Genomic DNA, 24282 nt, shown 5'->3' on the forward strand with positions numbered 1-24282 from the left:
ATACCCCAACTTCGGCGAAACGGAGGGGATCAACCCGCAAGCGCGGCACGGCGGTCGACCCGGACGGGTCGACCGCCGTGCCGCGCGCGGGAGATAGGCTCGCGGCATGACCGTGGCGGTACGGGTGATTCCCTGTCTGGACGTGGATGCCGGACGGGTGGTCAAGGGCGTCAACTTCCTCGACCTCCGCGACGCCGGTGACCCGGTGGAGTTGGCCGCCGCGTACGACCGGGCCGGCGCGGACGAGCTGACTTTCCTCGACGTCACCGCGTCGTCGAGCGACCGCGGCACCATGCTCGACGTGGTACGCCGCACGGCCGAGTCGGTGTTCATCCCGCTGACCGTCGGCGGTGGGGTCCGGCAGGTCGCCGACGTGGACACGCTGCTGCGTGCCGGTGCGGACAAGGTGGGCGTGAACACCGCCGCGATCGCCCGTCCGGAGCTGATCGCCGAGATCGCCGACCGGTTCGGCCGGCAGGTGCTCGTGCTCTCCCTCGACGTACGACGGGCCCCGGACGGCGTGACGCCCAGCGGCTTCGAGGTCACCACCCACGGCGGCCGACGTGGCACCGGGATGGACGCCGTACGGTGGGCGGCCCGCAGCGCCGAGTTGGGCGCGGGGGAGATCCTGCTCAACTCGATGGACGCCGACGGCACCAAGGCCGGCTTCGACCTGGAGTTGATCGCCGCGGTGCGAGCGGTGGTGGACGTGCCGGTGGTCGCCAGCGGCGGTGCCGGCGAGGTGGCCCACTTTCCGCCCGCGATCGGCGCCGGGGCGGACGCCGTGCTCGCCGCCAGTGTCTTCCACTTCGGCGAGCTGACGGTGGCCCAGGTCAAGGACGCGCTGCGCGACAGCGGTCACCCGGTGCGCTGACTCGTCAGTGGCCGCCGGAGTGGCCCTCCGGGGACCGGCGGGGCGTCGGGATGGACCGGACCGCGTACTCCTGGACGGCCGCCGCGTGGTCGGCCTCGTCCAGGTTCCATTCGGCGCTGCCGGGAGCATGCCGGCGGGTCAGCACACCCTGCACCGTGTCCACCATGGTCGCCACACCCGCCCGCGGGCGGGTACGCCAGAGCTGCTCACCCTCGGCGGTGATCCGGAACCAGCCGTCGGCGACGCTGACCAGCCCCGCCCCGACCAGCCGCTGGACCGCGGCCTCCACCTCGTGCCGCTGCGGAATCGTGTGGTTGAGGTGGTCGGCGGTCGACAGCACGTCGGTGAGGCGGACGCCCTCCGGCCGTCGACTTGTCGCTGACCGACGATGCCGACCGGCACCGCTCGCGATGACCAACGAAACGAAGATCCAGGCGTCCGTCCAGCGCCAACCGTTCTCCCCCATGAAGAGATGATGACGGCGCGCGTGCCGGAAGGGAACACCCACCCTCCATCCAGCACTGTGGAGCACCACGGCGTACCGGTTCGCGGACGGTCGGTGAGGGCTCAGCCGGTGGGGGCGGCCGGTGCGGCACTACCGGCCGTGGGCGCGGCGTCGTCGGCCGCGGCGGTTTCGGGTACGGCGAACAGCGGGATGAAGAGCTGGGCCAACGGACCGATCGCCAGCGCGTACGCGACGGTGCCCAGCCCGACAGTGCCGCCGAGCAGCCAGCCCAGCGCCAGCACGGTGACCTCGATGGCAGTTCGCACCAACCGGATCGACCAGCCGGGCCGGCGGGCCACGAAGCCGGTCATCAGCCCGTCGCGGGGGCCCGGGCCCAACCGGGCGCCGAGGTACATGCCGGTGGCGGCCCCGTTCGCGACGATACCGGTGACCAACAGCGCGATCTGGACGCCGAGCGGGCCACCGGAGGGCAGCACCGCCAGAGTGGCATCCACGACCAGGCCGATCACCACGACGTTGCTGACCGTGCCGAGGCCCGGGCGCTGTCGCAGCGGGATCCAGAGCAGCAGCACCAGCGCGCCGACGCCGATGGTGACGGTGCCGAACGAGAGCCCGGTCAACTTGGATAGGCCCTGGTGGAACACGTCCCACGGGTCGAGGCCCAGGTCGGAGCGGACCATCAGGGCCATGCTGACGCCGTAGAGGCCGAGCCCGAGGTAGAGCTGGACCAGCCGCCGAACCGGCCGGTGCCGCAGATTGCCAAGCAATGCCATGCGTGCCACCCTAGATGCCAATCCTCGTCGAGGAAGAAGCCAATATCGGGGGAGTGGCCATGACTGGTCAGGTGCGCGGGGTCCAATTGGCTCGCCTGCTCGGGCAGTGGCATGCCCTCCCAGGTCGCCGACGCAGCCCCGACTACGCGGCCCTGGCCGGCGCGGTGCGCGGTCTGCTCGCCGACGGCCGTCTGCCGCTGGGCGTCCGCCTTCCCGCCGAGCGGGAGCTGGCCGAGGCGCTGCGGATCAGCCGGACCACTGTCACCGCCGCCTACCGCCACCTGCGCGAGACCGGGCACCTGGCCAGCCGCCGGGGCGCGGGCAGCTGGACGATGCTGCCCGGCAACCATCGTGTCGCCAGCACCGGCCTGTGGACCCCGTTGGACGACCGGGACATGATCGACCTCGGCGCCGCCGCACCGGCCGCCCCACCGCAACTGCTGGACGCGGCCCGCGCCGCCGCCGAGGACCTGCCCCGCTACCTGGGCGGAGCCGGCTACCACCCCACCGGCATCATCGAGCTACGCGAGGCGGTGGCCGCCGGGTACACCGCCCGTGGGCTGCCCACGTCGGCCGACCAGATCATGGTCACCAGCGGCACCCAGCACGCCCTGGACCTGGTGCTGCGGCTCGCCCTGGCCCCGGGCGGCAGTGTGCTGGTCGAGTCCCCGACGTACCCCAACGCGCTCGCCGCGCTGGCGGGGCGACGGGCCCGGATCACCACCCACGGTCTGGCCGCCGACGCCGACGGCTGGGATTCCGACCTGCTGCTGGCCAGCCTGCGGCAGACCCGGCCCAAGCTGGCCTACCTGATTCCGGAGTTCCAGAACCCGACCGGGCACCTGATGCCCGCCGCGCTGCGGGAGCGGGTGGTGGCGGCGGCCCACGCGGTCGGCACCGACCTGGTCGTCGACGAGTCCTTCGTGGACCTGCCACTGGACGGCACCGAGCTGCCACCTCCGGTCGCCGTCTACGACCGGCACAGTCGCGTGATCAGCATCGGCGGGATGAGCAAGCCCTACTGGGGTGGTCTGCGGATCGGCTGGGTACGCGCCGCCGCGCCGCAGGTGCAGCGGCTGGCCGCCGTCCGGGTCGGGGTGGACATGGCCAGCCCGGTGCTGGACCAACTGGTGGCGGTGCACCTGCTCGCCCACGCCGACGCGATCGTCACCGACCGCCGTGTCACGTTGGCCGCCCAACGCGACGCGCTGCTCGACGCGTTGGCGCAGCGGTTGCCGGACTGGCGGGTCACCGTGCCCCGAGGTGGCGTGACGCTCTGGGCCGAGTTGGACGGGCCGGTCTCCAGCGCGCTGGCCCGGGCCGCCGAGGAGGTCGGCGTACGACTGGCGCCCGGCCCCCGGTTCGGCCTGGACGGCACCCTGGAGCGGTTCCTGCGGCTGCCGTTCACCCTGCCCGCAGCGGACCTGGTGGAGGCGGTGGGGCGGATCGCCGCGGTCCGTTACGACCTGGACCGGGCCGGCCGTCAACGGTGGCGGGAGCCGGCCGTCATCGCCTGAGCCCCACCGGCGACGGCCGACCCCGGCGAAGCGGCGACGAAGCCACCGGCCGCCCGACGAAAAGCCGGTGGCCCCGCACCCGGGCGGGGCCATCGGCGACTCGTCAGAGCTCGGCGAGGGTGCCGGCGTACATCTCCTCGATCTGGGCCGCGAAGTTGCTCTCCACACCACGTCGCTTGATCTTCAACGACGGGGTGATCTCGCCGTCCTCGATCGTCAGGTCGCGCGGCAGGATGGCCACCTTCTTGATGGTCTCCCAGCGGTTGAGCTTCGCGTTGAGCTGGGCGACGTACTCCTCGACCATCGCCCGGGCCTCCGGCGAGGCGACGATCTCGGCGTAGCTGCGCCCCTCCAGCGGACCGCCGGCCGCCCAACCCCGGACCGCGTCCGGGTCCAGCGTGACCAGCATCGTGCAGAAGTTGCGGGCCTGACCGACGACGACCGCCTGCGAGGTGTACGGGCAGATGGCCTTGAACATCCCCTCGATGTGCGACGGCGCGATGTACTTGCCGCCCGAGGTCTTGACCAGGTCCTTCTTGCGGTCGGTGATTCGCAGGTAGCCCTGCTCGTCGAGGCTGCCGATGTCGCCGGTACGGAAGAAGCCGTCCTCGGTGAACGCGGCGGCGGTCTCCTCCGGCAGGTTGTGGTAGCCGCGCATCACCGGTCGACCACGGACCAGGATCTCCCCGTCGGTGTCGATCCGGCACTCCAGGTCACCCATCGCCCGGCCCACGGTGCCGATCCGCAGCCCCGACGGCGGGTTGACGAAGTTGCCGGCGCTGGTTTCGGTCAGGCCGTAGCCCTCGGAGATCGGCAGGTTCGCCGCGGCGAAGAAGGTGGCGATCTCCGGGCTGAGCGGGGCGGCGCCCGACACCAGCACCCGCATCCGGCCGCCCAGTCGGGCCTGGAGCTTGCTGAACACCAGCTTCTCGGCCAGCCCGTAACGCAGCTTGAGCCCGCCCGGCACCGGCTTGCCGGCCTGTTCCAGGGCCACCTTCTCCTTGCCGACCTGGACGCCCCAGGCGAAGATCTTCGCCTTCGCGCCGCCCGCGCCCTGGGCGGTGGTCACCGCCCGGTTGTAGACCTTCTCGAACACCCGGGGCGCACCGCACATGAGCGTCGGGCGGATCACCGACAGCAGGTCGACCAGCTTCTCCACCCGACCGTCGACGTAGGTGGGCAGGCCGACGTGGATGGCGCCGCAGAGCAGCGTCTTGCCGAACGAGTGGGCCAGCGGCAGCCACAGGTACTGCAGGTCGTCGTCGCGCAGCAGCCCGACCTCGGCCTGCGCCACGGCCTCCCAGCACCAGCCGCCGTGCAGCAGCTCGACGCCCTTGGGCCGGCCGGTGGTCCCGGAGGTGTAGATCAGGGTGGCCAGGTGCTCCGGGCCGATGCCGGCCACGAGCATGTCGATCAGATCCGGCTCGGCGGCGAGCGCGCGGGTGCCCCGCTCCTCCAGCTCGGCGAGCGTCAACTGCGGAATCGCGGCGGTCTCATCGACGGTGCCGTCGAGGAGCACCACGTGGGTCAGCGCGGGCAGTGTGGCGCCGGCGATCTTCGCCGCCTGGGTCGGGTTTTCCGCGAAGAGCACCTTCGACCCGGAGTCCGCGATGATGTACGTCGCGTCGGCCGGTTCGGTGGTCGGGTAGACGGTCGTGGTCGCGCCGCCGGCACACATGATGCCGAGGTCGGCGATCACCCAGTCCAGCCGGGTGTTGGCGAGGATCGCGACCGGGTCCTCCTGGCCGACGCCCAGGCCGTGCAGGCCCGCGGCGACCGCCTTGGCGCGCTGACCGACCTGCTCCCAGGTCAGCCAGGCAGGCCCGGCGTCGTCGGGGGTCGGGGACGCGAACGCGTTCCGGTCGGGGGTGGCCGCCACGCGCTTGAGGAACATGTCCGGGATGGAGCGGTACGGTACATCGAGAGCCATCGCTGTAGCCGCCTTCGGGGGTGGTGGCGTGACGGGCGTCACGTCATGATAGTTACCGAAGAGTATTGCCTGCCACCGTGCATCGGCTAGCCCTGGTGATCGTCTAGCCGTCCCAACCCGCCGACCGGTACGGCGGAATCAGGCGTATCGGTCAGCCACGACTGACCAGTCGTAGGTGGCCCGGACCCAGTTCCGGCGGGCGGCCAGCGCGAGGTGCATCTCGTCGTTCCCGCTGGACAGCAGCGCCTCTTCGGCGTCCAGGTACTCCGCCAGCCCCTGGTTGAACCGGTTCGCCGCGGCGCGCAGCGCGGCCGGCTCGTCCGCGTCGCTGTCCTGGGCGATCACCGTCACCAGGTTGTGCGCGTCCGGGTCGGCCCGGCTCTCCTTGCCGTAGGAGAAGAGATCGTTGCACCAGCAGACCAGGTCCACGGCCAGCAGATCCAGGGCGAGCAACGCCGGGTTGGCGCGTTGGGCCGACCCCGGCGGGCGCGCAGAGGCCAGGTCGGTCAGCGTGAGGCAGGGATGTACGCCGCCGATGTGCCGGCGCAGTTGGACGTACTCCGCCACGTCGGGCACGCGTCGGCGCTCCCGGTTGGTCGCCTCCCAGAGCAACGCCAGCAGGTACTCCCGCATCTGGCTGACGAACCGCAGCAGCAGAGCCGCGTGGCCGTGCAGTCGGATCCGGCGGCACAGGTCGTGCAGCGCGTCACCGAGCGGCCCGACGGCGGGCGGTGGGACGTCCGGGTCGCCGTACCGGTCCAGCACGTCGAGCAGGGTGCTGATCGCCGGACCCAGCCGGACCGGGTCGGCGCCGAGGCCGTCCTCGTCGCACGCGTCGTCCATCACGAAGAGCCAACTGATCAGGTCGGTGAGCAGTCGTAGCCCGTCGATCGAGCCGTCCGGGCAGGCGCGCCCGGACAGGCCGGCGGCGTCGGCTCGTTGCAGTCGGTGCACACGTTGGCTGGAATCGACCAGCCCGAACGCGCGCGCCCACTCCACGCTCTCGCTCGCCACCTGCTCCGTGGCACCGTGGCGCCCCGTGGGAAACGGGGGCTCCCGCAGCGCCGAAATCGCGAAACTCCGCACAGTGCGCCCCCACTTCGTGCCGCCCGGCGCGGAGCGGCGCGGTGAAGCGTACGGGAGGAGGTATCTGCATGTTTCGCTGGGTGTGGGGAATTCCACACCTGTTTCGTGTCCGTTTGTGCGCAGACGGTTACATGCCCAGGCTGGCGGTGCGAAGCCGTCGTGCGGCCTCCGTGGGACCGTCCAGTTGGACCCGGGCCACCCGTTGGCGACCGGAGAGGAACAGGACCAGCTCCGCCGGAGGGCCGACCACCCGCAGCGGCTCGCCCCCTCGGCCGACGGACAGCTCACCGTGCCCGGGCGCCTGCACGTAGAGGTCCGCCGGGAAGCGGCGCAGGGCCAACCGCGCCATCGGGGCGGCCCGCTTCCAGAGCGCGCCCTGCAGACCGGCGGGCAGGTCACGCGGTTGCCATCCGGAGCCGGCCCGGCGGACGTCCTCGTGGTGGATGAAGAACTCCATCAGGTTGGCCAGCTCGTCGATCAGCGGATTGCTGATCGGGCTCCACAGCGGCGGACGACGTACCTGCGCCACCAGGTCGGGGTAGGGCCGCGCGGTGAGGTGCCGGCGGACCCGCTCGGCGTAGCCGCGCAGCGGCGGCAGCACGAGCCCTCCGGCCGCGTCCGGACGACGCTCCCGGAGCACCAGGTGGGCGGCGAGGTCACGGGTCGCCCAGCCCTCGTTGATCGTCGGGGCGTCCGGCCCGAGGGCCAGTAGGAGATCGGCCAGCGCCTCGCGCTCGGCTCGGGCGTACCGCGGCATGGCCCGATCGTAGGCCCGCCGGCCCGCCGGCGCGCGACGGCGGCGGGCGGGACGAAGCCCGCCGTTCGCGGCCGTTCGCTACGTGACGGTCGACATATCCGGTCGGGGTCGGCGGTGCTGGCCCGGACCGGTAAGGATGAGGGAGATAATTGACGCTTACGGCGGGGGAGAGCGTGGCGAGCAAGACAAGTCGGGACGTGCTCAGTCGAGGGCTGGGGGTCCTGCGGCAGGCCATTCGCGAGCAGCCACGGATCTTCACCGTGGCGGTCGTCGGCAGCGTGCTCTTCGGCGGGATGATCATCATCAGCGCGCGGGTGGTCGGGACTGTCATCGGCGAGGTGGCGCTCCCGGCCATCGAACGCGGCGAGGTGGGCGCCGGCACGCTCGCGCTGGCCGCGACGGCGTTGTTCGGGATCAGCGTGCTGCGGGTGGCCGGCATCGTCGGTCGCCGGCTCGGGGCCGGCTACATGCAGTACCGCCTTCAGGCCTCCTACCGACGTCGGGTCACCCGCCGGTACCTGGAACTGCCGCTGTCCTGGCACCACCGCAACTCCACCGGCACACTGCTGTCCAACGCCAACTCCGACGTGGAGGCGGCGTGGTACCCGATCGCGCCGCTACCCTTCGCCGTCGGCACGCTGGTCATGCTGGTCGGCGCGATCGTGTCGCTCTTCGCCACCGACTGGGCGCTCGCCCTGGTCGGCCTCGCGGTCTTCCCCGCGCTGTTCGCCCTCAACGTCGTCTACTCCCGCCGGATGGCGCCCCGGCAGGCTCGCGCCCAACGGCTGCGCGCCGAGGTCAGCGGCATCGCCCACGAGAGCTTCGACGGCGCCCTGGTGGTCAAGACGATGGGCCGCGAGGCGCAGGAGACCGCCCGGTTCGCCGGCCGCGCCGGCGAACTGCGCGACTCGTTGATCGCTGTCGGTCGACTGCGCGGCATCTTCGACCCGCTGTTGGAGACCCTGCCCAGCCTCGGCACCCTCGCCGTGCTGGTGGTCGGGGCGTTCCGGCTGCGCCAGGGCGCGGTCAGCGTGACCGAGCTGGTCAGCGTGGCCTTCCTCTTCACCGTGCTGGCCTTCCCGGTGCGGGCCATCGGTTGGGTCCTGGCCGAGCTGCCGCGCAGCGTCGCCGGCTGGGACCGGGTCCGCCGGGTGCTCGACGCCACCGGCGAGATGCCGTACGGGCAGCGCGTGCTCGACCCGGCCGGCTCCGGCCCGGCCACCCTCACCTTCAGCGACGTGCACTTCTCCTACCCGCCGGCGGAGGCACACCAGCCCGGCGCGCAGGTCCTCGGCGAGGTCGGCTTCACCGTGCCGGCCGGTCGGACGGTGGCTCTGGTCGGGCCGACCGGCGCCGGCAAATCCACCATCGCCTCGCTGGCCGTGCGCCTCGTCGACCCGGACACCGGCATCGTCACCCTGGACGGGGTGGACGTGCGCGAGCTGACCGCCGCGTCGCTGGCCGGCACCGTGGCACTGGTCGCCCAGGTGCCGTTCGTCTTCGACGACACGGTGCGCGCCAACATCGCGCTGGACCGGCCGGGCATCGACGACGAGGAAGTTTGGGCGGCCCTGCGGCTCGCCGAGGCCGACGGCTTCGTCGCGGCGCTGCCCGACGGCCTGGACACCATGGTCGGCGAGCGGGGCACCTCGCTCTCCGGCGGGCAGCGGCAGCGTCTCACCCTGGCCCGCGCTCTGGCCGGCCGCCCGCGCCTGCTGGTGCTCGACGACGCGACGAGCGCTGTGGACCCCCGGGTGGAGGCGGCCATCCTGGCCGGGCTGCGGTCGTCGACGGCCGAGCCGGGTGTGCCGGTAGCGTCGATCCTGGTGGTGGCGTACCGACGGGCCACCATCGCGCTCGCCGACGAGGTCATCTACGTGGAGCAGGGGCGGGTGGTCGCCCGGGGCACGCACAACGAGTTGCTGGCCACCGTGCCCGGCTACGTCGACCTGGTGACGGCGTACGAGCAGGCCGAGGTCGAACGCGCACAGGAGAGCCCGTACGGCGACGATGTCGCGCCGCTGCCCTCGGGCCTGGAAATCGAGGTGGACCGGTGAGCGCGAGGAGTGCAGCGAAGCGGAGCCCCGCAGTCGCGAACGAAGGGCGGGCCCGGTGAGCGCGAGGAGTGCAGCGGAGCGGAGCCCCGCAGTCGCGAACGAAGGGCGGGCCCGGTGAGCGCGAGGAGTGCAGCGGAGCGGAGCCCCGCAGTCGCGAACGAAGGGCGGGCCCGGTGAGCGCGAGGAGTGCAGCGGAGCGGAGCCCCGCAGTCGCGAACGAAGGGCGGGCCCGGTGAGCGCGAGGAGTGCAGCGGAGCGGAGCCCCGCAGTCGCGAACGAAGGGCGGGCCCGGTGAGCGCGAGGAGTGCAGCGAAGCGGAGCCCCGCAGTCGCGAACGAAGGACGGGCCCGGTGAGCGCGAGGAGTGCAGCGAAGCGGAGCCCCGCAGTCGGGAACGAAAGGCCGGTTCAGTGACGACTTCTACGGAGGCGGGCGGCACCCGGGAGGAGACGACCTGGCAGACCCTGCGTCGGGGTCTGGCGTTGTCGCCGGAGCTGCGGACCGGTCTGGCCGGCACGTTGGCCCTCGCGTTGGTCTACATGGTCGGTCGGGTGGCTGTGCCGGTCGCCGTCCAGCAGGGCATCGACCGGGGCATCGTCGGCGGTCTGAATCTGGGCGTGCTCTGGTCGGTCGTGGGGATCACCGCGGCGATCCTGGCGGTCACGACGATCTGCGGTTACCTGATGATGCGCCGGTTGTTCACGGTGAGCGAGACGGCGTTGGCGAACGTACGGACGCGGGCGTTCCGGCACGTCCACGACCTGTCGATGTTGCACCAGCAGTCGGAGCGCCGCGGGTCGCTGGTGTCGCGGGTGACCAGCGACGTCGACCAGATCACCCAGTTCCTCCAGTGGGGTGGTGTGATCCTGCTGGTCAACCTCGGTCAGTTGGTGGTCACGACCGCCGTGATGCTGGCGTACTCCTGGCAGTTGACTCTCGTGGTGTTGGCCGCGTTCCTGCCGGCGGTGTTCGTGATCCGGCAGTTGCAGCGCCGGCTCGCGACGGCGTACGCGACGGTGCGGCAGCGCACCGGCACGTTGCTCGGCGCGATCGGCGAGAGCGTGGTGGGTGCGCCGGTGATCCGGGCGTACGGCATCGCGGGGCGCACCGAGCGGCGGTTGGACGAGGCGATCGACGGGCAGCGGGTGGCGCAGCAGCGGGCGATCCGGATCAGCATCGTGGGCAGTTCGGTGGGTGAGCTGGCGGCGGGGCTGGCGTTGGCCGGTGTGGTGGTGCTCGGCGTGGCGCTGGGGGTGGGCGGCACGTTGTCGATCGGTCAGTTGACGGCGTTCCTGTTCCTGGTGACGCTCTTCATCCAGCCGGTGCAGATCGCCACCGAGGTTCTCAACGAGGCGCAGAACGCGATCGCGGGCTGGCGTCGGGTTCTGGACGTGTTGGACGTCGCACCGGACGTGGCGGACCCGGGGGAGCAGGGGCGGGAGTTGCCGGGTGGGCCGTTGGACATCCGTTTCGCGGGTGTGCGGTTCGCCTATCCGGGTGGTCCGCCGGTGCTGCACGACATCGACCTGGAGATCCCGGCGAAGAGCCGGGTGGCGGTGGTCGGCGAGACGGGCAGCGGCAAGACCACGTTCGCGAAGTTGTTGACCCGGCTGATGGACCCGTCGGCCGGGGCGGTGCTGTTGTCCGGGGTGCCGCTGGCGGAGGTGCGGTTCGACTCGCTGCGGTCCCGGGTGGTGATGGTGCCGCAGGACGGGTTCCTGTTCGACGCGACGGTGGGGGACAACGTCCGGTTCGCCCGGCCGGAGCTGACCGACGAGCAGTTGGGTGTCGCCTTCACGGAGCTGGGCCTGTCGGACTGGTTGGAGGGTCTGCCGGCGGGCCTGGACACGCCGGTCGGTGAGCGGGGTGAGGCGCTCAGCGTCGGGGAGCGGCAGTTGGTCGCGTTGGCCCGCGCGTACGTGGCCGATCCGGACCTGTTGGTGCTGGACGAGGCGACCAGCGCTGTGGATCCGGCGACCGAGGTGCGGTTGCAGCGCACCCTGGACGCGGTCACCCGGGGGCGGACGACCCTCGCCATCGCGCACCGGCTCTCCACCGCGCAGGCGGCCGACGAGGTGATCGTGGTGGATCGGGGTCGGGTGGTGCAGCGGGGTCCGCACGACGAGCTGGTGCGTGACGCCGACTCGGTCTACGGCCTGCTCTACGCCTCCTGGCTGGAGCAGACCCGTTGACGTGGTGTTCCGGTGTGGTGGACGCCGGAGGTCAGGTGCTCTAGGCTCCGGCTTAGGTAAGCCTAACCTTCGAAGGAGGTCGCGCCCATGCGGCCCAACCCCGCCGAGATCGTCCGTACCCTCGTCGCCGGCCGCCTGCCCGGTCTCGTCCACCTGGCCCACCGGCCCGGCCCGCACCACGCCCGGCATGTGACGGACCCGGACGGACGGGTGCTGCTGCTGGTGCCGGTCGCCAGTCACCTGGCCGCCGCCCTGCAACCGGGCGCCGGGGGCGACGACGTGGCGGTGGTCCTCGACGTGCTCGACCTGCCGCCGGCCGCCGGCGCACCCGGTCTGGGTCGGGCGTGGGTGTCCGGTTGGGCGGCCGAGCTGCACGGCGACGAGGCCCGCCGCGCGGCTGTCGACTTCGCCGCGGTGGAGCCGACCGGTGACCTCCTCGACCTGGGCACCCGCTTCCGGCTGTTCCGCTTCGAGGTGGTCGAGGTCCGCTGGGAGCGGGCCGGCGTCGTGCGTCGGGTCGACCCGGTGGAGTACGCCGAGGCGGAGCCCGACCCGGTGCACCCGGTCGAGGCACGGCTACTGGCCGACCTCGCCGAGGACGACAGCGCGCGGGTCACCGAGTACCTGCGTCGACAGCTCGGGTTGACCGAGCAGGCCCCGGACGGGGCGCCCCGGGTGGTGCGCATCGACCGCTACGGGTTGGTGGTCGCCCTCGGTCGGCCGGGGTCCCGGCGTCGGGTCCGGTTGGCCTTCCCGGGCCCGGTGGCCGATCCGGACGACCTGCCGAGGCTGCTCCCGCCGCTGCGGCTCCCGGCCGATGCCCGCCCGCCGCGCTGACCGGGCTGTCGTGCCCGCCGAGATCCGCGTAACAGGCGGCACGCCGGCGCGCGTTCGGCCTTGATCCACTCGGGTTCGCCGATGTGGGGGTGTCCCCGGCACTCGGATACCGCGAGTTCGCCGAACCGGAGTGGATCACGCTTGCTGGGACGTCGCAGGCCAGGAGGGTCGGGACGTCGCCGGGATCTCAGGCCGGCAGCGGCCCGGTGAGGTAGCGCTGGATCGTCGGGCCAATCGCTGCGACCAGGGTCTCCGGGGCCGCCGACGCGACCGGCTCCAGGCGCACCACGTACCGCATCATCGCCAGGCCGATCATCTGGGTGGCCACCAGCGAACCGCGCAGCGGCAGTTGGGCCGGGTCGACGTCGAGCTGTTCGAGCACCCGGCGCAGGACCTGGGTGGTGACGAACTCGCGTAGCAGCCGAGCGGTCCACTCGTTGCTCACCGCGGACCGCAGCAGCGCCTGCGCGGCGCTGCCGGCGGGCGAGTCCCAGACGCCGAGGAAGGTGCGCACCAGGCGCTCACCGGCGCCGTCCCGGTCCCCGGCGAGCACCGTCGGCACCAGCTGGGCGGGATCGACCGGGAAGTTCATCGCGGTGAGGAAGAGCTGGTCCTTGCTGCCGAAGTAGTGGTGCACCAGAGCGGGGTCGACACCCGCCGTGCCGGCGATGGCACGGATGGACGCGGAGTCGAAGCCACGCTCCGCGAACGTCGTGCGCGCGGCGTCGAGGATCGCCTCCCGGGTGTCCGGGTTGCCGGGTCGCCGGCCGGTCCGCCGCGTCATCGCCGCCCTTCGTTCGTCCACCTGGGCAGCCGTGGGCCGGTCGACCCACGGCTGCCGCAGCCTCAGCCGCTGCGCCGGCGCAGGGTGGCCGCCGCGAGCACCAGCGCCAGCACCACCGCCCCGAACACCACCGCCACGTCCCGCCACATCCGGCCGGTCGGCTCGGCGTGGGCGCCGACCTCCTGCAACGCCTCGATGGCGTACGACAGGGGGAAGGCGTCACTGAGCGCCTGGAGCCAGCCGGCCATCTGGTCGCGGGCCACGAACAGCCCGCAGAGCAGCAGTTGGGGGATCACCACGACTGGCAGGAACTGTACTGCCTGGAACTCGGTGCGCGCGAAGGCGCTGCACAGCAGGCCGAGCGCGACGCCGAGCACGGCGTCGACGACCGCGATCCCGATCACCAGGCCCATGCTGCCGGCGGTCTCCAGACCGAAGATCCAGTACGCCACACCGGCGGCGACGACGGCCTGTACGGCGGCGGCCAGACCGAACGCGATGCCGTACCCGAAGAGCAGGTCGAGCTTGCCCAGCGGTGTCGTCAGCAGGCGCTCCAACGTGCCGGAGGTGCGTTCCCGGAGCATGGCGATGCTGGTCACCAGGAACATGATCACGAAGGGGAAGATGCCGAGCATCACCAGCGCGATCCGGTCGAACGTGGTCGGTTGGCCGGGCGGGGTGGGCTGGTCGGCGTACATGAAGTAGACCAGGGTGAGCAGGGCTGCCGGCACCACCACGAGCAGCGCGATGGTGCGCCGGTCGTGCCGGAGCTGGCGCAGGATGCGACCGGTGGTGGCCGCCAGGATCCGCGGGGTCACGACTGCTCCCGTCCGTTCGTCGCGTCCATGGTGGCCGGACCCGTCTCGCCGGCCCGGATCAGGCGCAGGAACGCCTCGTCGAGGTCGTCCACGCCGGCGGTGGCGCGGACGGCGGCCGGGCTGTCGTCGGCGATCAGCCGCCCCTGCCGAATGAGCAGGAGCCGGTCGCAGCGGGCCGCCTCGTCCATGACGTGGCTCGACACCAACAGGGTGGTGCCGGCGGCGGCCATCGCGTGGAAACGGGCCCACAGATCGGCTCGCAGCACCGGGTCCTGACCGACTGTCGGCTCGTCGAGGATGACCAGCTCCGGTTCTCCGACCAGCGCGCAGGCCAGGGAGGCTCGGCTGCGTTGACCACCGGAGAGGGTGGCGACCAGCTGACCGGCCGCCGAGGCGAGCCCGACATCGCTGATCGCCTGGTCGGCCTCGGCCCGACCCCGGCCGTACAGGGCCGCGAAGTAGCGGGCGTTCTCCCGCACGGTCAGGTCGGCGTAGACGCTCGGTGCCTGGGTCAGGTAGCCGACCCGGTGTCGCAGGGCCGGGGTGCCCGCCGGGCGTCCGAGGACGGTGATCGTCCCGCCGCTGACCAGCTGCACCCCGACCACCGCGCGCATGAACGTGGTCTTTCCGCTGCCGCTGGGGCCGAGCAGACCCGTGACGGCGCCGCGCGGGACGCGGCAACTGATGCCGTCCAGCACACGCCGCCCGCCCCGGTCGACGACCAGGTCCCGGACGGCTATCGCGTCGTCCATCCCGCACCTCCAAGGAAACTCATCATCTGTTGAACTCAACGCTAGATGAATTACTGATCCCGACGCAATGCGTCCGCTCCGCCAGTCGTCGCACGAAGCATGAGAACGGGCAGTAGGCTCCGGACCGGACACGGAGTCCGCCAACGGGCATTGCGCGCTGATCGGGCGTACGGCACGATGGCGCGGTGGGTCACCCTCCGTTACCGGACAGCGGTTTTCTTGAGGACTGGGCCGCGCGGCTGCGGCAGGCCGCCGAGCGGCCGGTCGTCGGCATCCTGCTGCGCGGCAGTCACGCCCGCCGCGCCGCCACCGCACACAGCGACGTCGACCTCGACGTGCTGGTCGGCGGCGCCCCGTACGCCGCCCGGCGGGCGTACCTCGCCGAAACCGCAGGTCGGGTCACCCATGTCTCGGTGGCCGCCCGGGACGTCCGCTCCTGGGTGCACCGACTCGGGGAACCGGCCGACTGGGCGTTCGGGCTGCCGGTCACCACGCCGGCGAGACTGCTCTGGGCCGATCCGCACTGGCGGCCCCGGATCGATCTGCCGGTGCTCTGCCAGCCCGCCGAGCCACCCCGACTCGAGGAACTGATCGCCACGCTGGGTAAGGCCGCCGCCGCGCGGGCCGTCAACGACCGCCTCGGTGTCCGGCTCGCCGTCGCCGACCTGGCCCGCCTCTGCCCGTCGGTGCTGCGCCCGGCCAACCCCTCGGTGCGGGTCCACTCCCGCCGGGCGGCGTTCGCTGCGGCCCTGGAACTGCCGGTGGCCCCACCCGGATACCGGGCCGACATGCTGCTCTGCCTCGGACTACGTCCGGGCGCCACCAGCGCGCTGTGGTCCGCCGCCGTCCGGTTGGTCGCCGGCACGCTGCCGTTGATCCGGCCGTACGCCGAGGGGATCGCCGACACCGCCGGCGCGGACCTCGCCGCCGCCCTGGTCGACGGCCGGCTGGACCGCTACGTCGCCCAGCTGGCCCGACCCGTCGGGCCCCCGCCGCGGCCTGGGCGGGAGCGGTCGCCGGTACCCGCGCCGCGTGCGGGACAATTGGTCACTGTGCCCGTACCTGACGCGCCGACGACCGGCGTCCCCAGCGATCCCAGCGGCCCGGTGACGTCCGAGCCGGCTCGCCCGTCCCGGCTCGACCCGGCCATCGCGGCCCGGCTGCGCCGCAGCGCCGACGGTCTGGTCGCCGCCGTGGTCCGTGCGCACGACTCCGGCGAGGTGCTGATGGTCGCCTGGATGGACGACGAGGCGTTGCACCGCACCCTCACCACCGGTCGCGCGACCTACTGGTCGCGCAGCCGCCGCGAGTACTGGGTCAAGGGGGCCACCTCCGGGCACCACCAGTACGTCCGTTCGGTCGCCCTGGACTGCGACGGGGACGCGCTGCTGGTGAGCGTGGACCAGGTCGGCGCCGCCTGCCACACCGGGCACCGGACCTGCTTCTTCACCGAGCTGCCCGTCACCACCCAGGCCCAGCCGTGACCGACGGCGCGGTCACCCCGGACCTGGCCACCTTCACCGAGTTGGCGGCCCGTTGGCGGGTCGTGCCGGTCACCCGGCGGTTGCTGGCCGACGCGGAGACCCCGGTGGGCGTCTACCGGAAGCTGGCCGGGGGACCGGGCACGTTCCTGTTGGAGTCCGCCGAGCAGGGCGTCGGGTCGGCCGGCATGGCCTGGTCGCGCTATTCCTTCATCGGCGTACGCAGCAGCGCGACCCTCGTCGAGCGGGACGGCGTGGCGACCTGGCTCGGCCAGCCGCCGGCGGGGCTGCCCACCGAGGGTGACCCGGTGCGGGTGCTGCGGGAGACCGTGGCGGCGCTGGCCGGCCCGGTCGGGGATCCCGCCGACGGGCTGCCGCCGCTGACCGGGGGCATGGTCGGCTACCTGGGCTACGACCTGATCCGCCGTTTCGAGCGGCTGCCCGAGCTGACCGAGAACGACCTGGGTGTGCCGGAGCTGGGCATGATGCTCGCCACCGACCTGGTGGTGCTCGACCACTACGACGGTTCGGCGATCCTGGTCGCCAACGCGGTGCTGCCACCGTCGGACGCCCCGGACCGCGCCCCGCAGGTCGCCGCCGCGTACCACCACGCGGTGGGCCGACTGGACGCGATGACCACCGCGCTGTCCCGGCCCATCCCGCCGATGATCTCCACGGTCGAGCGTCCTGCGGTCGGGGAGGTGCTCTGCCGTACGCCAGCCGACGGGTACCCGAAGGCGGTGGAGGCGGCCAAGGAGGCGATCCGGGCCGGTGAGTGCTTCCAGATCGTGCTCTCCCAGCGGTTCGAGCGGCCGATCCACGCCGACCCGTTGGACGTGTACCGGGTGCTGCGCACCAGCAACCCGAGCCCGTACATGTACCTGCTGCGCTTCGACGGGTTCGACATCGTCGGCTCGTCACCGGAGGCGCACCTGAAGGTCACCGCCGCCGAGGACGGGCGACGGAGGGCGCTGCTGCACCCGATCGCCGGCACCCGACCGCGTGGCGGCACCCCCGCCGCCGACGCCGCGCTCGCCGCCGAACTGCTCGCCGACCCGAAGGAGCGGGCCGAGCACGTGATGCTCGTCGACCTGGGTCGCAACGACCTGGGCCGGGTCTGTCAGCCGGGCACCGTGGAGGTGCCCGAGTTCGCCACCATCGAGCGGTACAGCCACGTCATGCACATCGTCTCCACGGTCACCGGCACGCTGCGTGACGATCAGACGGCCTTCGACGCGCTCGCCGCGACCTTCCCGGCGGGCACCCTCTCCGGCGCGCCGAAGGTACGGGCCATGGAGATCATCGAGGAGTTGGAGCCGGTCCGTCGTGGCCTCTACGGGGGTACTGTCGGCTACTTCGGCTTCGGCGGTGACCTGGACATGGCGATCGCCATCCGGACGGCGCTCATCCGCGACGGCCGCGCCTACGTGCAGGCCGGTGCGGGGGTGGTCGCCGACTCGGACCCGGCCGCCGAGGACCAGGAGACGCGGAACAAGGCCGCCGCGGTGCTGGCGGCGATCGCGGCCGCCGAAACACTGAGGCCTGCCCGATGAGTGGCGGGGAGCGGTCCGGTGTGGGACGGCGCGAGTTGACGTACGCCGTCCTGCTCTGTCTGGCCGGCGCGGGTCTGGCGCTGTGGGCTGCGACGCGGAGTTGGTCGGTCGAGTTGACGGTGCGCCCGGCGCCGCTGCCGCCGGTGCGGGACACCCGCAGCGGCGCGGGCCTGTTGCCGTGGCTGCCGGCGTTGGCCGTGGTGGCGTTGGCGGGTGGTGGTGCGGTGCTGGCCACCCGGGGCCGGGTGCGGCGGGTGCTCGGCGGTCTGCTCGGCGTGCTGGGTCTGGCGGTGGCGGCCGGTGGCGGCTACGGGCTGGTCGCCGACGTGGGTGGCTCGGTGAGCCGGCAGTGGCCGGCGTTGTGCCTGCTCGGCGGGTTGTTGGCTGCCGCTGGTGGCTGGTGGACGGCGGTGCGGGGCGGCGGTTGGCCGGCGATGGGCGCTCGGTACGAACGGCCGGCGCGTTCCGGCCCGGAGACCGTGTCGGCGCCGGCCGGCCCGGAGGGTTCGTCGACGCCGCTGGCCGGGCGGCGGACGACGGAGGCGTGGGACGCTCTGGACCGGGGTGAGGACCCGACCGCCGACTGAGGCCGCGGCGGGCGGGGTGTCAGCCGACCGGCTGACGCTCGCGCTGTGCGCGGCGGCTGGCGGCGCGGGCGGCGGTCAGCTCGGCCACCAGGCGGTTCAGCTCGGCGCGTTGGTCGGCGCGGGCCCGGTCGGCGCAGACCGCCTCCCAGGCGTTGCCGCGTGCGGTCCGCATCCGTCCTTCGCCGACCACTGCGCGTTCGACGGTGTGCACCACGCCGACGGCGAGCGACGCCACTGTCCGTGAGATGGTGGTCAACCCGCTGGTCGGCTGCGGCTCGGACATGCTCATGGTCACCTCGCACGAGGAGTTGCGTCGGTCGGGGCAGGCGCGCCATCGAGTCTGCCCGAGGACGATGCTCGTCGGCCGAGGTTTCGCCGCTGTGACCGCCCGGTCAACTGTCGCGCCCGGGCCGTGACCAGGGCCGTCCGTCCGACCTTGAGCTTGCTCACAACATCGACCGACGTTGTTGTCGTCGCGCGCCGGCCGGCGACTGGTGGCATGATCGATGGATCGGCCCGGTCCGACCGTGGCCGTCGGGCCTCGCACCCTGTGACGGCGGTCGATACCGGAGGTGGCGCTGCGTGACACACCGTTCACGGCAAGTCGGCCATTATGCCGCAGCCCTTTTCGTGAGCAGCGCCATACCCCCGGCATTCGGCGTCGGTCGGCTGCCCCTAGCATCGGCCCATGACGCCCGGAGAGGGGAGTCCGTTGGTGACTGCTGAGCATGCGCACGCGGAGGGGGACGACGCCGGTCAGGCAGCGTCCGTAAGCGTGCTCGACGAGATTCTGGCTGGCGTACGTGAGGACGTCGCCCGACGCCAGGAGCAGGTTCCGCTGGAGCGGATCCGTGAACTGGCGGCGGCGGCGCCGCCGCCGCTGGACGCGTACGCGGCACTGCGCAAGCCCGGCGTGGCCGTGATCGCCGAGGTGAAGCGTTCGTCGCCGTCCAAGGGCCGGCTGGCCGAGATCGCCGATCCGGCCGATCTCGCCGTCGACTACGCGGCCGGTGGGGCTCGGGCGATCAGTGTGCTGACCGAGGGGCGCTGGTTCGGCGGTTCGCTGGACGACCTGGCGGCCGTCCGTGCGGCAGTGACCGTGCCGGTGCTGCGTAAGGACTTCGTGGTCTCCAGCTACCAGGTGCACGAGGCGCGTGCGCACGGCGCGGACCTGGTCCTGCTGATCGTCGCCGCGCTGGAGCAGAACGTGCTGATGGGCCTGCTGGAGCGGATCGAGTCGCTGGGCATGACCGCGCTCGTCGAGGTACACGACGAGGAAGAGGCCGACCGGGCTCTGGAGGCCGGCGCGCAGGTGATCGGGGTCAACGCCCGTGACCTGCGTACCCTTGAGGTCGACCGGTCGGTGTTCGAGCGGATCGCGCCCGGCCTGCCCAGCAGCGTCGTCAAGATCGCGGAGTCCGGCGTTCGCGGCCCGCACGACCTGATCCGGTACGCGTCCGCGGGCGCCGACGCGGTGCTCGTCGGCGAGGGCCTGGTCACCCAGAAGAGCCCCCGCGAGGCGGTCGCCGAGTTGGTCAACGCGGGCAACCACCCCGCGACGCCCCGGCCGGTGCGCTGACCCCGCACCGACGTGACGCCCCACCGAGAGGATTTCCGATGAGCGCCGACGCGCTGGCCCCGGTGGCCGGCCCGCAGCCCGACTCCGCCGGCCACTTCGGCCGCTTCGGCGGTCGGTTCGTTCCCGAGGCCCTGGTGGCCGCGTTGGACGAGCTCGACGGGGCCTGGCGCGCCGCGATGGCGGACGAGTCCTTCCGGGCAGAGTTCGGGGCACTGCTGCGCGACTACGCCGGCACCCCGTCGCTGCTCTACGAGGCCCGGCGTTTCTCCGCGAAGGTCGGCGCGCGGGTGCTGCTCAAGCGCGAGGACCTCAACCACACCGGCGCGCACAAGGTGCGCAACGTGCTCGGCCAGGCGCTGCTCACCAAGCGGATGGGCAAGACCCGGGTGATCGCGGAGACCGGCGCCGGCCAGCACGGTGTGGCCACCGCGACCGCCGCCGCCCTGTTCGACCTGGAGTGCGTGGTCTACATGGGCCAGGTCGACACCGAGCGGCAGGCGCTGAACGTGGCCCGGATGCGCATGCTCGGCGCCACCGTCGTGCCGGTGACCAACGGCTCGCGCACGCTCAAGGACGCGATGAACGAGGCGATGCGTGACTGGGTGGCCAACGTCGACGAGACGCACTACCTGATCGGCACCGCCGCCGGCCCGCACCCGTTCCCGGCGGTGGTCCGCGACTTCGTGCGGGGCATCGGTGACGAGGCCCGCCAGCAGTGCCTCGACCTCACCGGCGCGCTGCCGGACGCGGTGACCGCCTGTGTCGGTGGTGGGTCCAACGCGTTGGGCATCTTCCACGCCTTTGTCGGCGACGACGACGTGCGGCTGTACGGCTTCGAGGCCGGCGGCGACGGGGTGGCCACCGGCCGGCACGCGGCGAGCATCACCGGCGGTTCGGCCGGTGTGCTGCACGGCACCCGGACGTACGTGCTGCAGGACGCCGACGGGCAGACCCTGGAGTCGCACTCGATCTCCGCCGGTCTGGACTACCCGGGCGTCGGGCCCGAGCACGCCTGGCTGCACGACACCGGCCGGGCGAACTACCTGCCGGTCACCGACGACGAGGCGATGGCTGCGTTCGAGCTGCTCTGCCGCACCGAAGGGATCATCCCGGCGATCGAGAGCGCGCACGCGCTCGCGGGCACCGTCGCGTTGGCCCCGAAGCTCGCCGCCGAACTCGGTCGGGAGCCCACCATCGTGGTCAACCTCTCCGGGCGGGGCGACAAGGACGTGCACACCGCTGGTGACTACTTCGGCATCCTCGACAAGGAGCGGTGAGATGAGCCGGATCGGGCTGGCCTTCGACAAGGCCCGCGCCGACGGGCGGGCACTGCTGGTCGGCTGCATGCCGGCCGGTTTCCCGAGCGTCGAGGGCAGCATCGCCGCGATGATCGCCATGGTCGAGGCCGGGGTCGACGTCATCGAGGTGGAGATTCCCTACTCCGACCCGGTGATGGACGGGCCGGTGATCCAGAAGGCCAGCGACATCGCCCTGGCCGGCGGCGTCCGCACCGCCGACACGATGCGCATCATCGAGGCGGTGGCGGCCACCGGCGCGCCGGTGGTCACCATGACCTACTGGAACCCGGTCGAGCGGTACGGCGTGGACGTGTTCGCCCGTGACCTCGCCTCCGCCGGCGGCACCGGTCTGATCACCCCCGACCTGATCCCCGACGAGGCCGACGAGTGGCTCGCGGCCTCGGACGCACACGGGCTGGACCGCACGTTCCTGGTCTCGCCGTCGTCCACGGACGCTCGACTGGCGATGACGGTGGAGCACTGCCGTGGCTTCGTCTACGCGACCGCCGTCATGGGTGTGACGGGAGCCCGGGCGAGCACCTCGGACGCTGCTCCGACGCTGGTCTCCCGGGTCCGGGCGGTCACCGACCTGCCGGTCGGCGTCGGTCTGGGCGTGGGCACCGGCGGGCAGGCGGGCACCGTCGCCGGGTACGCCGACGGGGTCATCGTCGGCAGCGCCCTGGTCCGGTGCGTACTCGACGCGCCCACCGAGGCCGACGGGCTGGCCGCGCTGCGTACCCTCAGTGCCGAACTCGCCGAGGGCGTCCGCACCCCCACCCGCTGAGGTCTCCACCGTCGGTCCCCGGCGCTCGCGCCCGGACGCCGGGGTATCCGGGCATGTGTCGTCCGTGAGCGATATACCTGTGAGGCATAAATATGACTCACAGGTATATCGCTCATCCGCAGATGGCCGACCGCGGAGCCGCCCAACGACCGCCCGGCCGGCGGACCTCCAGGTGTGCGCGGGGGTGTCAGACGTGCCGGGACGGGTCCGCGGCCTCGCCGCGTTGCTCCGGGGGCTGTCCCGCTCCGGGCTGCCCTGACCGGCTGGTGCCCAGCCGCCGACCCGCTGCGGTCGTCGGCCGGTCCTCCTCCGCCGGCTGGCCCTTGTCCGCGGGGAGCCGCGCCGAGGGTGGCGGGGCGTCCAGGGTGTCGGGCGCGCAGGGGACGTCGTGGAGTACGCCGGAGCGGCCCTCACGGGCGTCGGTGACGGCGGCCCGGGTGAGTGGCGTGACGGCCTCGGGGAGCACGTCGGGGGAGTGCCAGGACAGCCGGCAGCCCGGCGGGGGATCGGCGGCCGGCCGGACCCCCGCGGCGCGGGCCCGGAACACGTGCACGAGGACGTCGGGCAGCGGCCCGACGCGGCCGGCTGCGGCCTCCCCCGGCGGGCCGGTCAGGTGGTAGACGCCGATCAGGTCGACCAGGTCGATGTCCCAGCCGGTCTCCGCCCTGATGTCGCGCAGGGCTGCCCGCACCGGACTCTCCGCCGGACGTAGGCGCCCGCCGGGAAGCGCGTAGCGGCGCTCACCCCGACCCTGTCGACAGAGCAGCACCCGGCCGGTGTCGTCGGTGACGACCGCGGCGACCGCCCAGGTGAGCGCGCTCATGGACAAAGAGCGTACGGGGGTGCAAACCAGAAGTCACCGAGTTGCGGGCTCCGGCGGCCCGGGGTGCCGCTGCGGGGGTGTGCAGCGGTAGCGTGTGCACCCGTGACCCTCGCCTCGCTGTCCCCCCAGGCGGCCCTGCCCAGCCCCAGCACCGCGGTCTGGCAGCTCGGGCCGGTGCCGATCCGGGCCTACGCGCTCTGCATCATCGCCGGCATCGTGCTGGCCTGTTGGGTGACGGAGCGCCGGCTGCGGCAGCGCGGCGTCGCGCCGGGCGCGGTGCTCGACATCGCCGTCTGGGCGGTGCCCGCGGGCATCATCGGCGCCCGGATCTATCACGTGATCACCTCTCCGGAGAAATACTTCGGCGCCGGTGGGGACCCGATGAAGGCGTTCGCCATCTGGGAGGGTGGTCTCGGCATCTGGGGGGCGGTCGCCGGTGGCGCGGTCGGGGCGTGGATCGCGGCCCGACAACTCGGTATCCCGTTCGGGGTGGTGGCCGACGCGCTGGCGCCCGGGCTGCCGCTGGCCCAGGCGGTCGGCCGGCTCGGCAACTGGTTCAACAACGAGCTGTTCGGTGCCCGCACCACACTGCCGTGGGGCCTGGAGATCCACCGGATGGACCCGGACAATCCGGGGCACGCCCTGCGCGACGACGCCGGGCAGCCCATCCTCGAACCGGGCCTCTACCAGCCGACCTTCCTCTACGAGCTGCTGTGGAACCTCGGCGTCGTCGCCCTGGTCCTCCTCCTCGACCGCCGGCTCAAGCTGGGTCGGGGCCGGGCCTTCGCGCTCTACGTGATGGGCTACACCGCCGGCCGGTTCTGGATCGAGCTGATGCGCACCGACGAGGCCAACCAGATCCTCGGCGTCCGGCTCAACGTCTGGACCGCCGCCCTGGTCTTCCTCGGCGGGTTGATCTACTTCGTGCGCGTACGCGGCCCGCAGGAGTTCCTGATCCCGCTCGGCGCGACGACGACGCCGACCCCGCCCCCCGCGTCCGACCTGTCCCAGGTGGACCTCTCCGAGCGGGAGACCCCGACGCGGACGGCCGCGCCGGAGGGCTACCGGGTGGTCAGCGAGGAGCAGTACGCCGCCTGGCAGGAAACCGGCGTCGTGCCGCCGGAGCCCGCCGGCGACGAGGCCGCCGGAACCAGCACCGACGAGCCCGGCACCGACGAGCCCCGCACCGGGGACACGGTCGTCGGCAGCACGTCGACCGACGACGACCCGGCGGACGAGCCGTCCGCCGACCGGGCCGACGTCGCGGGCGCCCGGCCCGCCGACCGGGCTGACGCCGCGGGCGCCCGGCCCGCCGACCGGGACAGCTGAGCGGGG

Annotated in this window: 21 protein-coding genes and 2 pseudogenes; 13 read left to right on the plus strand and 10 right to left on the minus strand. The window is 72.8% G+C overall.

The genetic code is table 11. The features are described from left to right. The first annotated feature begins 106 nt into the window (after positions 1 to 106). A complete protein-coding gene (gene hisF / locus O3438_RS31250; protein WP_269683096.1) occupies positions 107 to 874 on the plus strand; it encodes an imidazole glycerol phosphate synthase subunit HisF in 768 nt (255 codons plus the stop codon). 4 nt (positions 875 to 878) lie between these two features. Here the strand turns inward: hisF and O3438_RS31255 are convergent, their stop codons facing one another. Then, positions 879 to 1340 (minus strand): hypothetical protein, encoded by a 462-nt coding sequence (locus O3438_RS31255; RefSeq protein ID WP_269683097.1) that lies wholly within the window; start codon positions 1338 to 1340, stop codon positions 879 to 881. Between the two features lie 130 nt (positions 1341 to 1470). Next, positions 1471 to 2113: pseudogene (gene yczE, locus O3438_RS31260) on the minus strand (membrane protein YczE); the annotation flags it as partial. A gap of 59 nt (positions 2114 to 2172) precedes the next feature. Between yczE and yczR the strand changes: the two are divergent. After that, entirely contained in the window at positions 2173 to 3630 is a 1458-nt protein-coding gene (gene yczR, locus O3438_RS31265; RefSeq protein WP_269683099.1) for a MocR-like transcription factor YczR, read from the plus strand. Positions 3631 to 3733: 103 nt separating this feature from the next. Here the strand turns inward: yczR and O3438_RS31270 are convergent, their stop codons facing one another. The 3 genes from O3438_RS31270 to O3438_RS31280 form a co-directional block, all read right to left on the minus strand. Then, positions 3734 to 5560: an AMP-dependent synthetase/ligase gene (locus tag O3438_RS31270; protein ID WP_269683100.1), complete on the minus strand. Its 1827-nt coding sequence runs from the start codon at positions 5558 to 5560 to the stop codon at positions 3734 to 3736. Positions 5561 to 5698: 138 nt separating this feature from the next. Then, entirely contained in the window at positions 5699 to 6574 is an 876-nt protein-coding gene (locus O3438_RS31275) for a terpene synthase family protein (protein WP_269683101.1), read from the minus strand. A 199-nt stretch (positions 6575 to 6773) separates the two neighbouring features. Then, positions 6774 to 7403, minus strand: coding sequence for a TIGR03085 family metal-binding protein (locus O3438_RS31280; RefSeq protein WP_269683102.1), 630 nt, complete (start codon positions 7401 to 7403; stop codon positions 6774 to 6776). Between the two features lie 173 nt (positions 7404 to 7576). Here O3438_RS31280 and O3438_RS31285 point away from each other — a divergent pair, with 173 nt between their 5' ends. The 3 genes from O3438_RS31285 (at position 7577) to O3438_RS31295 (ending at position 12488) form a co-directional block, all read left to right on the plus strand. Next, positions 7577 to 9460: an ABC transporter ATP-binding protein gene (locus O3438_RS31285; RefSeq protein ID WP_269683103.1), complete on the plus strand. Its 1884-nt coding sequence runs from the start codon at positions 7577 to 7579 to the stop codon at positions 9458 to 9460. Between the two features lie 409 nt (positions 9461 to 9869). Then, complete coding sequence (locus O3438_RS31290; protein WP_269683104.1) at positions 9870 to 11651, plus strand: ABC transporter ATP-binding protein; 1782 nt, start codon at positions 9870 to 9872, stop codon at positions 11649 to 11651. Positions 11652 to 11738: 87 nt separating this feature from the next. After that, complete coding sequence (locus tag O3438_RS31295) at positions 11739 to 12488, plus strand: DUF2470 domain-containing protein (RefSeq protein WP_269683105.1); 750 nt, start codon at positions 11739 to 11741, stop codon at positions 12486 to 12488. 187 nt (positions 12489 to 12675) lie between these two features. Here O3438_RS31295 and O3438_RS31300 read toward each other — a convergent pair whose 3' ends face one another. The 3 genes from O3438_RS31300 to O3438_RS31310 form a co-directional block, all read right to left on the minus strand. After that, on the minus strand, positions 12676 to 13272 hold the full coding sequence (locus tag O3438_RS31300) for a TetR/AcrR family transcriptional regulator (protein ID WP_145779762.1): 597 nt from the start codon (positions 13270 to 13272) through the stop codon (positions 12676 to 12678). A 62-nt stretch (positions 13273 to 13334) separates the two neighbouring features. Further along, positions 13335 to 14090 (minus strand): ABC transporter permease, encoded by a 756-nt coding sequence (locus O3438_RS31305; protein ID WP_269683106.1) that lies wholly within the window; start codon positions 14088 to 14090, stop codon positions 13335 to 13337. Next, complete coding sequence (locus tag O3438_RS31310; RefSeq protein WP_269683107.1) at positions 14087 to 14842, minus strand: ABC transporter ATP-binding protein; 756 nt, start codon at positions 14840 to 14842, stop codon at positions 14087 to 14089. Before O3438_RS31310 ends, O3438_RS31305 begins: the two co-directional genes overlap by 4 nt. A gap of 548 nt (positions 14843 to 15390) precedes the next feature. Here O3438_RS31310 and O3438_RS34240 point away from each other — a divergent pair. From O3438_RS34240 to O3438_RS31325, 4 genes and pseudogenes are all read left to right on the plus strand, one after another. Next, positions 15391 to 15714 (plus strand): annotated as a pseudogene (locus tag O3438_RS34240) (phosphoribosyl-AMP cyclohydrolase); the annotation flags it as partial. Between the two features lie 180 nt (positions 15715 to 15894). After that, positions 15895 to 16326 (plus strand): phosphoribosyl-AMP cyclohydrolase, encoded by a 432-nt coding sequence (gene hisI, locus O3438_RS34245; protein WP_332367503.1) that lies wholly within the window; start codon positions 15895 to 15897, stop codon positions 16324 to 16326. Then, on the plus strand, positions 16323 to 17876 hold the full coding sequence (locus tag O3438_RS31320) for an anthranilate synthase component I (protein WP_269683109.1): 1554 nt from the start codon (positions 16323 to 16325) through the stop codon (positions 17874 to 17876). The genes hisI and O3438_RS31320 overlap by 4 nt, the downstream gene beginning before the upstream one ends. Continuing rightward, entirely contained in the window at positions 17873 to 18463 is a 591-nt protein-coding gene (locus O3438_RS31325; protein WP_269683110.1) for a Trp biosynthesis-associated membrane protein, read from the plus strand. The genes O3438_RS31320 and O3438_RS31325 overlap by 4 nt, the downstream gene beginning before the upstream one ends. A 19-nt stretch (positions 18464 to 18482) precedes the next feature. On the opposite strand, the gene O3438_RS31330 is transcribed toward O3438_RS31325, so the two are convergent. Then, positions 18483 to 18746 (minus strand): hypothetical protein, encoded by a 264-nt coding sequence (locus tag O3438_RS31330; protein WP_423437233.1) that lies wholly within the window; start codon positions 18744 to 18746, stop codon positions 18483 to 18485. 492 nt (positions 18747 to 19238) lie between these two features. Between O3438_RS31330 and trpC the strand changes: the two genes are divergently transcribed. From trpC to trpA, 3 genes are read left to right on the plus strand one after another with little or no spacing between them, the layout of a single operon-like run. After that, a complete protein-coding gene (gene trpC / locus O3438_RS31335; RefSeq protein WP_172862221.1) occupies positions 19239 to 20042 on the plus strand; it encodes an indole-3-glycerol phosphate synthase TrpC in 804 nt (267 codons plus the stop codon). Positions 20043 to 20080: 38 nt separating this feature from the next. Continuing rightward, positions 20081 to 21319 carry a tryptophan synthase subunit beta gene (gene trpB / locus O3438_RS31340; protein WP_269683112.1) on the plus strand — a complete coding sequence of 413 codons (1239 nt, stop codon included), beginning with the start codon at positions 20081 to 20083 and terminating at the stop codon, positions 21317 to 21319. Position 21320: 1 nt separating this feature from the next. After that, positions 21321 to 22124 carry a tryptophan synthase subunit alpha gene (gene trpA / locus O3438_RS31345; RefSeq protein WP_269683113.1) on the plus strand — a complete coding sequence of 268 codons (804 nt, stop codon included), beginning with the start codon at positions 21321 to 21323 and terminating at the stop codon, positions 22122 to 22124. Positions 22125 to 22311: 187 nt separating this feature from the next. Here trpA and O3438_RS31350 read toward each other — a convergent pair whose 3' ends face one another. Continuing rightward, entirely contained in the window at positions 22312 to 22947 is a 636-nt protein-coding gene (locus tag O3438_RS31350; protein ID WP_269683114.1) for an NUDIX hydrolase, read from the minus strand. 102 nt (positions 22948 to 23049) lie between these two features. Here O3438_RS31350 and lgt point away from each other — a divergent pair, with 102 nt between their 5' ends. Further along, positions 23050 to 24276 carry a prolipoprotein diacylglyceryl transferase gene (lgt, locus tag O3438_RS31355; protein ID WP_269683115.1) on the plus strand — a complete coding sequence of 409 codons (1227 nt, stop codon included), beginning with the start codon at positions 23050 to 23052 and terminating at the stop codon, positions 24274 to 24276. The last annotated feature ends 6 nt before the right edge of the window (positions 24277 to 24282 follow it).

The sequence above is a fragment of the Micromonospora sp. WMMC250 genome, assembly GCF_027460215.1.
GTDB lineage: Bacteria > Actinomycetota > Actinomycetes > Mycobacteriales > Micromonosporaceae > Micromonospora > Micromonospora taraxaci.

Excerpts from the sequence above, each read along its gene's own strand:
- hisF (WP_269683096.1), top strand. The coding sequence starts at position 107 with ATGACCGTGGCGGTACGGGTGATTCCCTGTCTGGACGTGGATGCCGGA.
- O3438_RS31255 (WP_269683097.1), bottom strand. The coding sequence starts at position 1,340 with ATGGGGGAGAACGGTTGGCGCTGGACGGACGCCTGGATCTTCGTTTCG.
- yczR (WP_269683099.1), top strand. The coding sequence starts at position 2,173 with ATGACTGGTCAGGTGCGCGGGGTCCAATTGGCTCGCCTGCTCGGGCAG.
- O3438_RS31270 (WP_269683100.1), bottom strand. The coding sequence starts at position 5,560 with ATGGCTCTCGATGTACCGTACCGCTCCATCCCGGACATGTTCCTCAAG.
- O3438_RS31280 (WP_269683102.1), bottom strand. The coding sequence starts at position 7,403 with ATGCCGCGGTACGCCCGAGCCGAGCGCGAGGCGCTGGCCGATCTCCTA.
- O3438_RS31295 (WP_269683105.1), top strand. The coding sequence starts at position 11,739 with ATGCGGCCCAACCCCGCCGAGATCGTCCGTACCCTCGTCGCCGGCCGC.
- O3438_RS31300 (WP_145779762.1), bottom strand. The coding sequence starts at position 13,272 with ATGACGCGGCGGACCGGCCGGCGACCCGGCAACCCGGACACCCGGGAG.
- O3438_RS31310 (WP_269683107.1), bottom strand. The coding sequence starts at position 14,842 with ATGGACGACGCGATAGCCGTCCGGGACCTGGTCGTCGACCGGGGCGGG.
- O3438_RS31325 (WP_269683110.1), top strand. The coding sequence starts at position 17,873 with ATGAGTGGCGGGGAGCGGTCCGGTGTGGGACGGCGCGAGTTGACGTAC.
- O3438_RS31330 (WP_423437233.1), bottom strand. The coding sequence starts at position 18,746 with ATGTCCGAGCCGCAGCCGACCAGCGGGTTGACCACCATCTCACGGACA.
- trpB (WP_269683112.1), top strand. The coding sequence starts at position 20,081 with ATGAGCGCCGACGCGCTGGCCCCGGTGGCCGGCCCGCAGCCCGACTCC.
- trpA (WP_269683113.1), top strand. The coding sequence starts at position 21,321 with ATGAGCCGGATCGGGCTGGCCTTCGACAAGGCCCGCGCCGACGGGCGG.
- O3438_RS31350 (WP_269683114.1), bottom strand. The coding sequence starts at position 22,947 with ATGAGCGCGCTCACCTGGGCGGTCGCCGCGGTCGTCACCGACGACACC.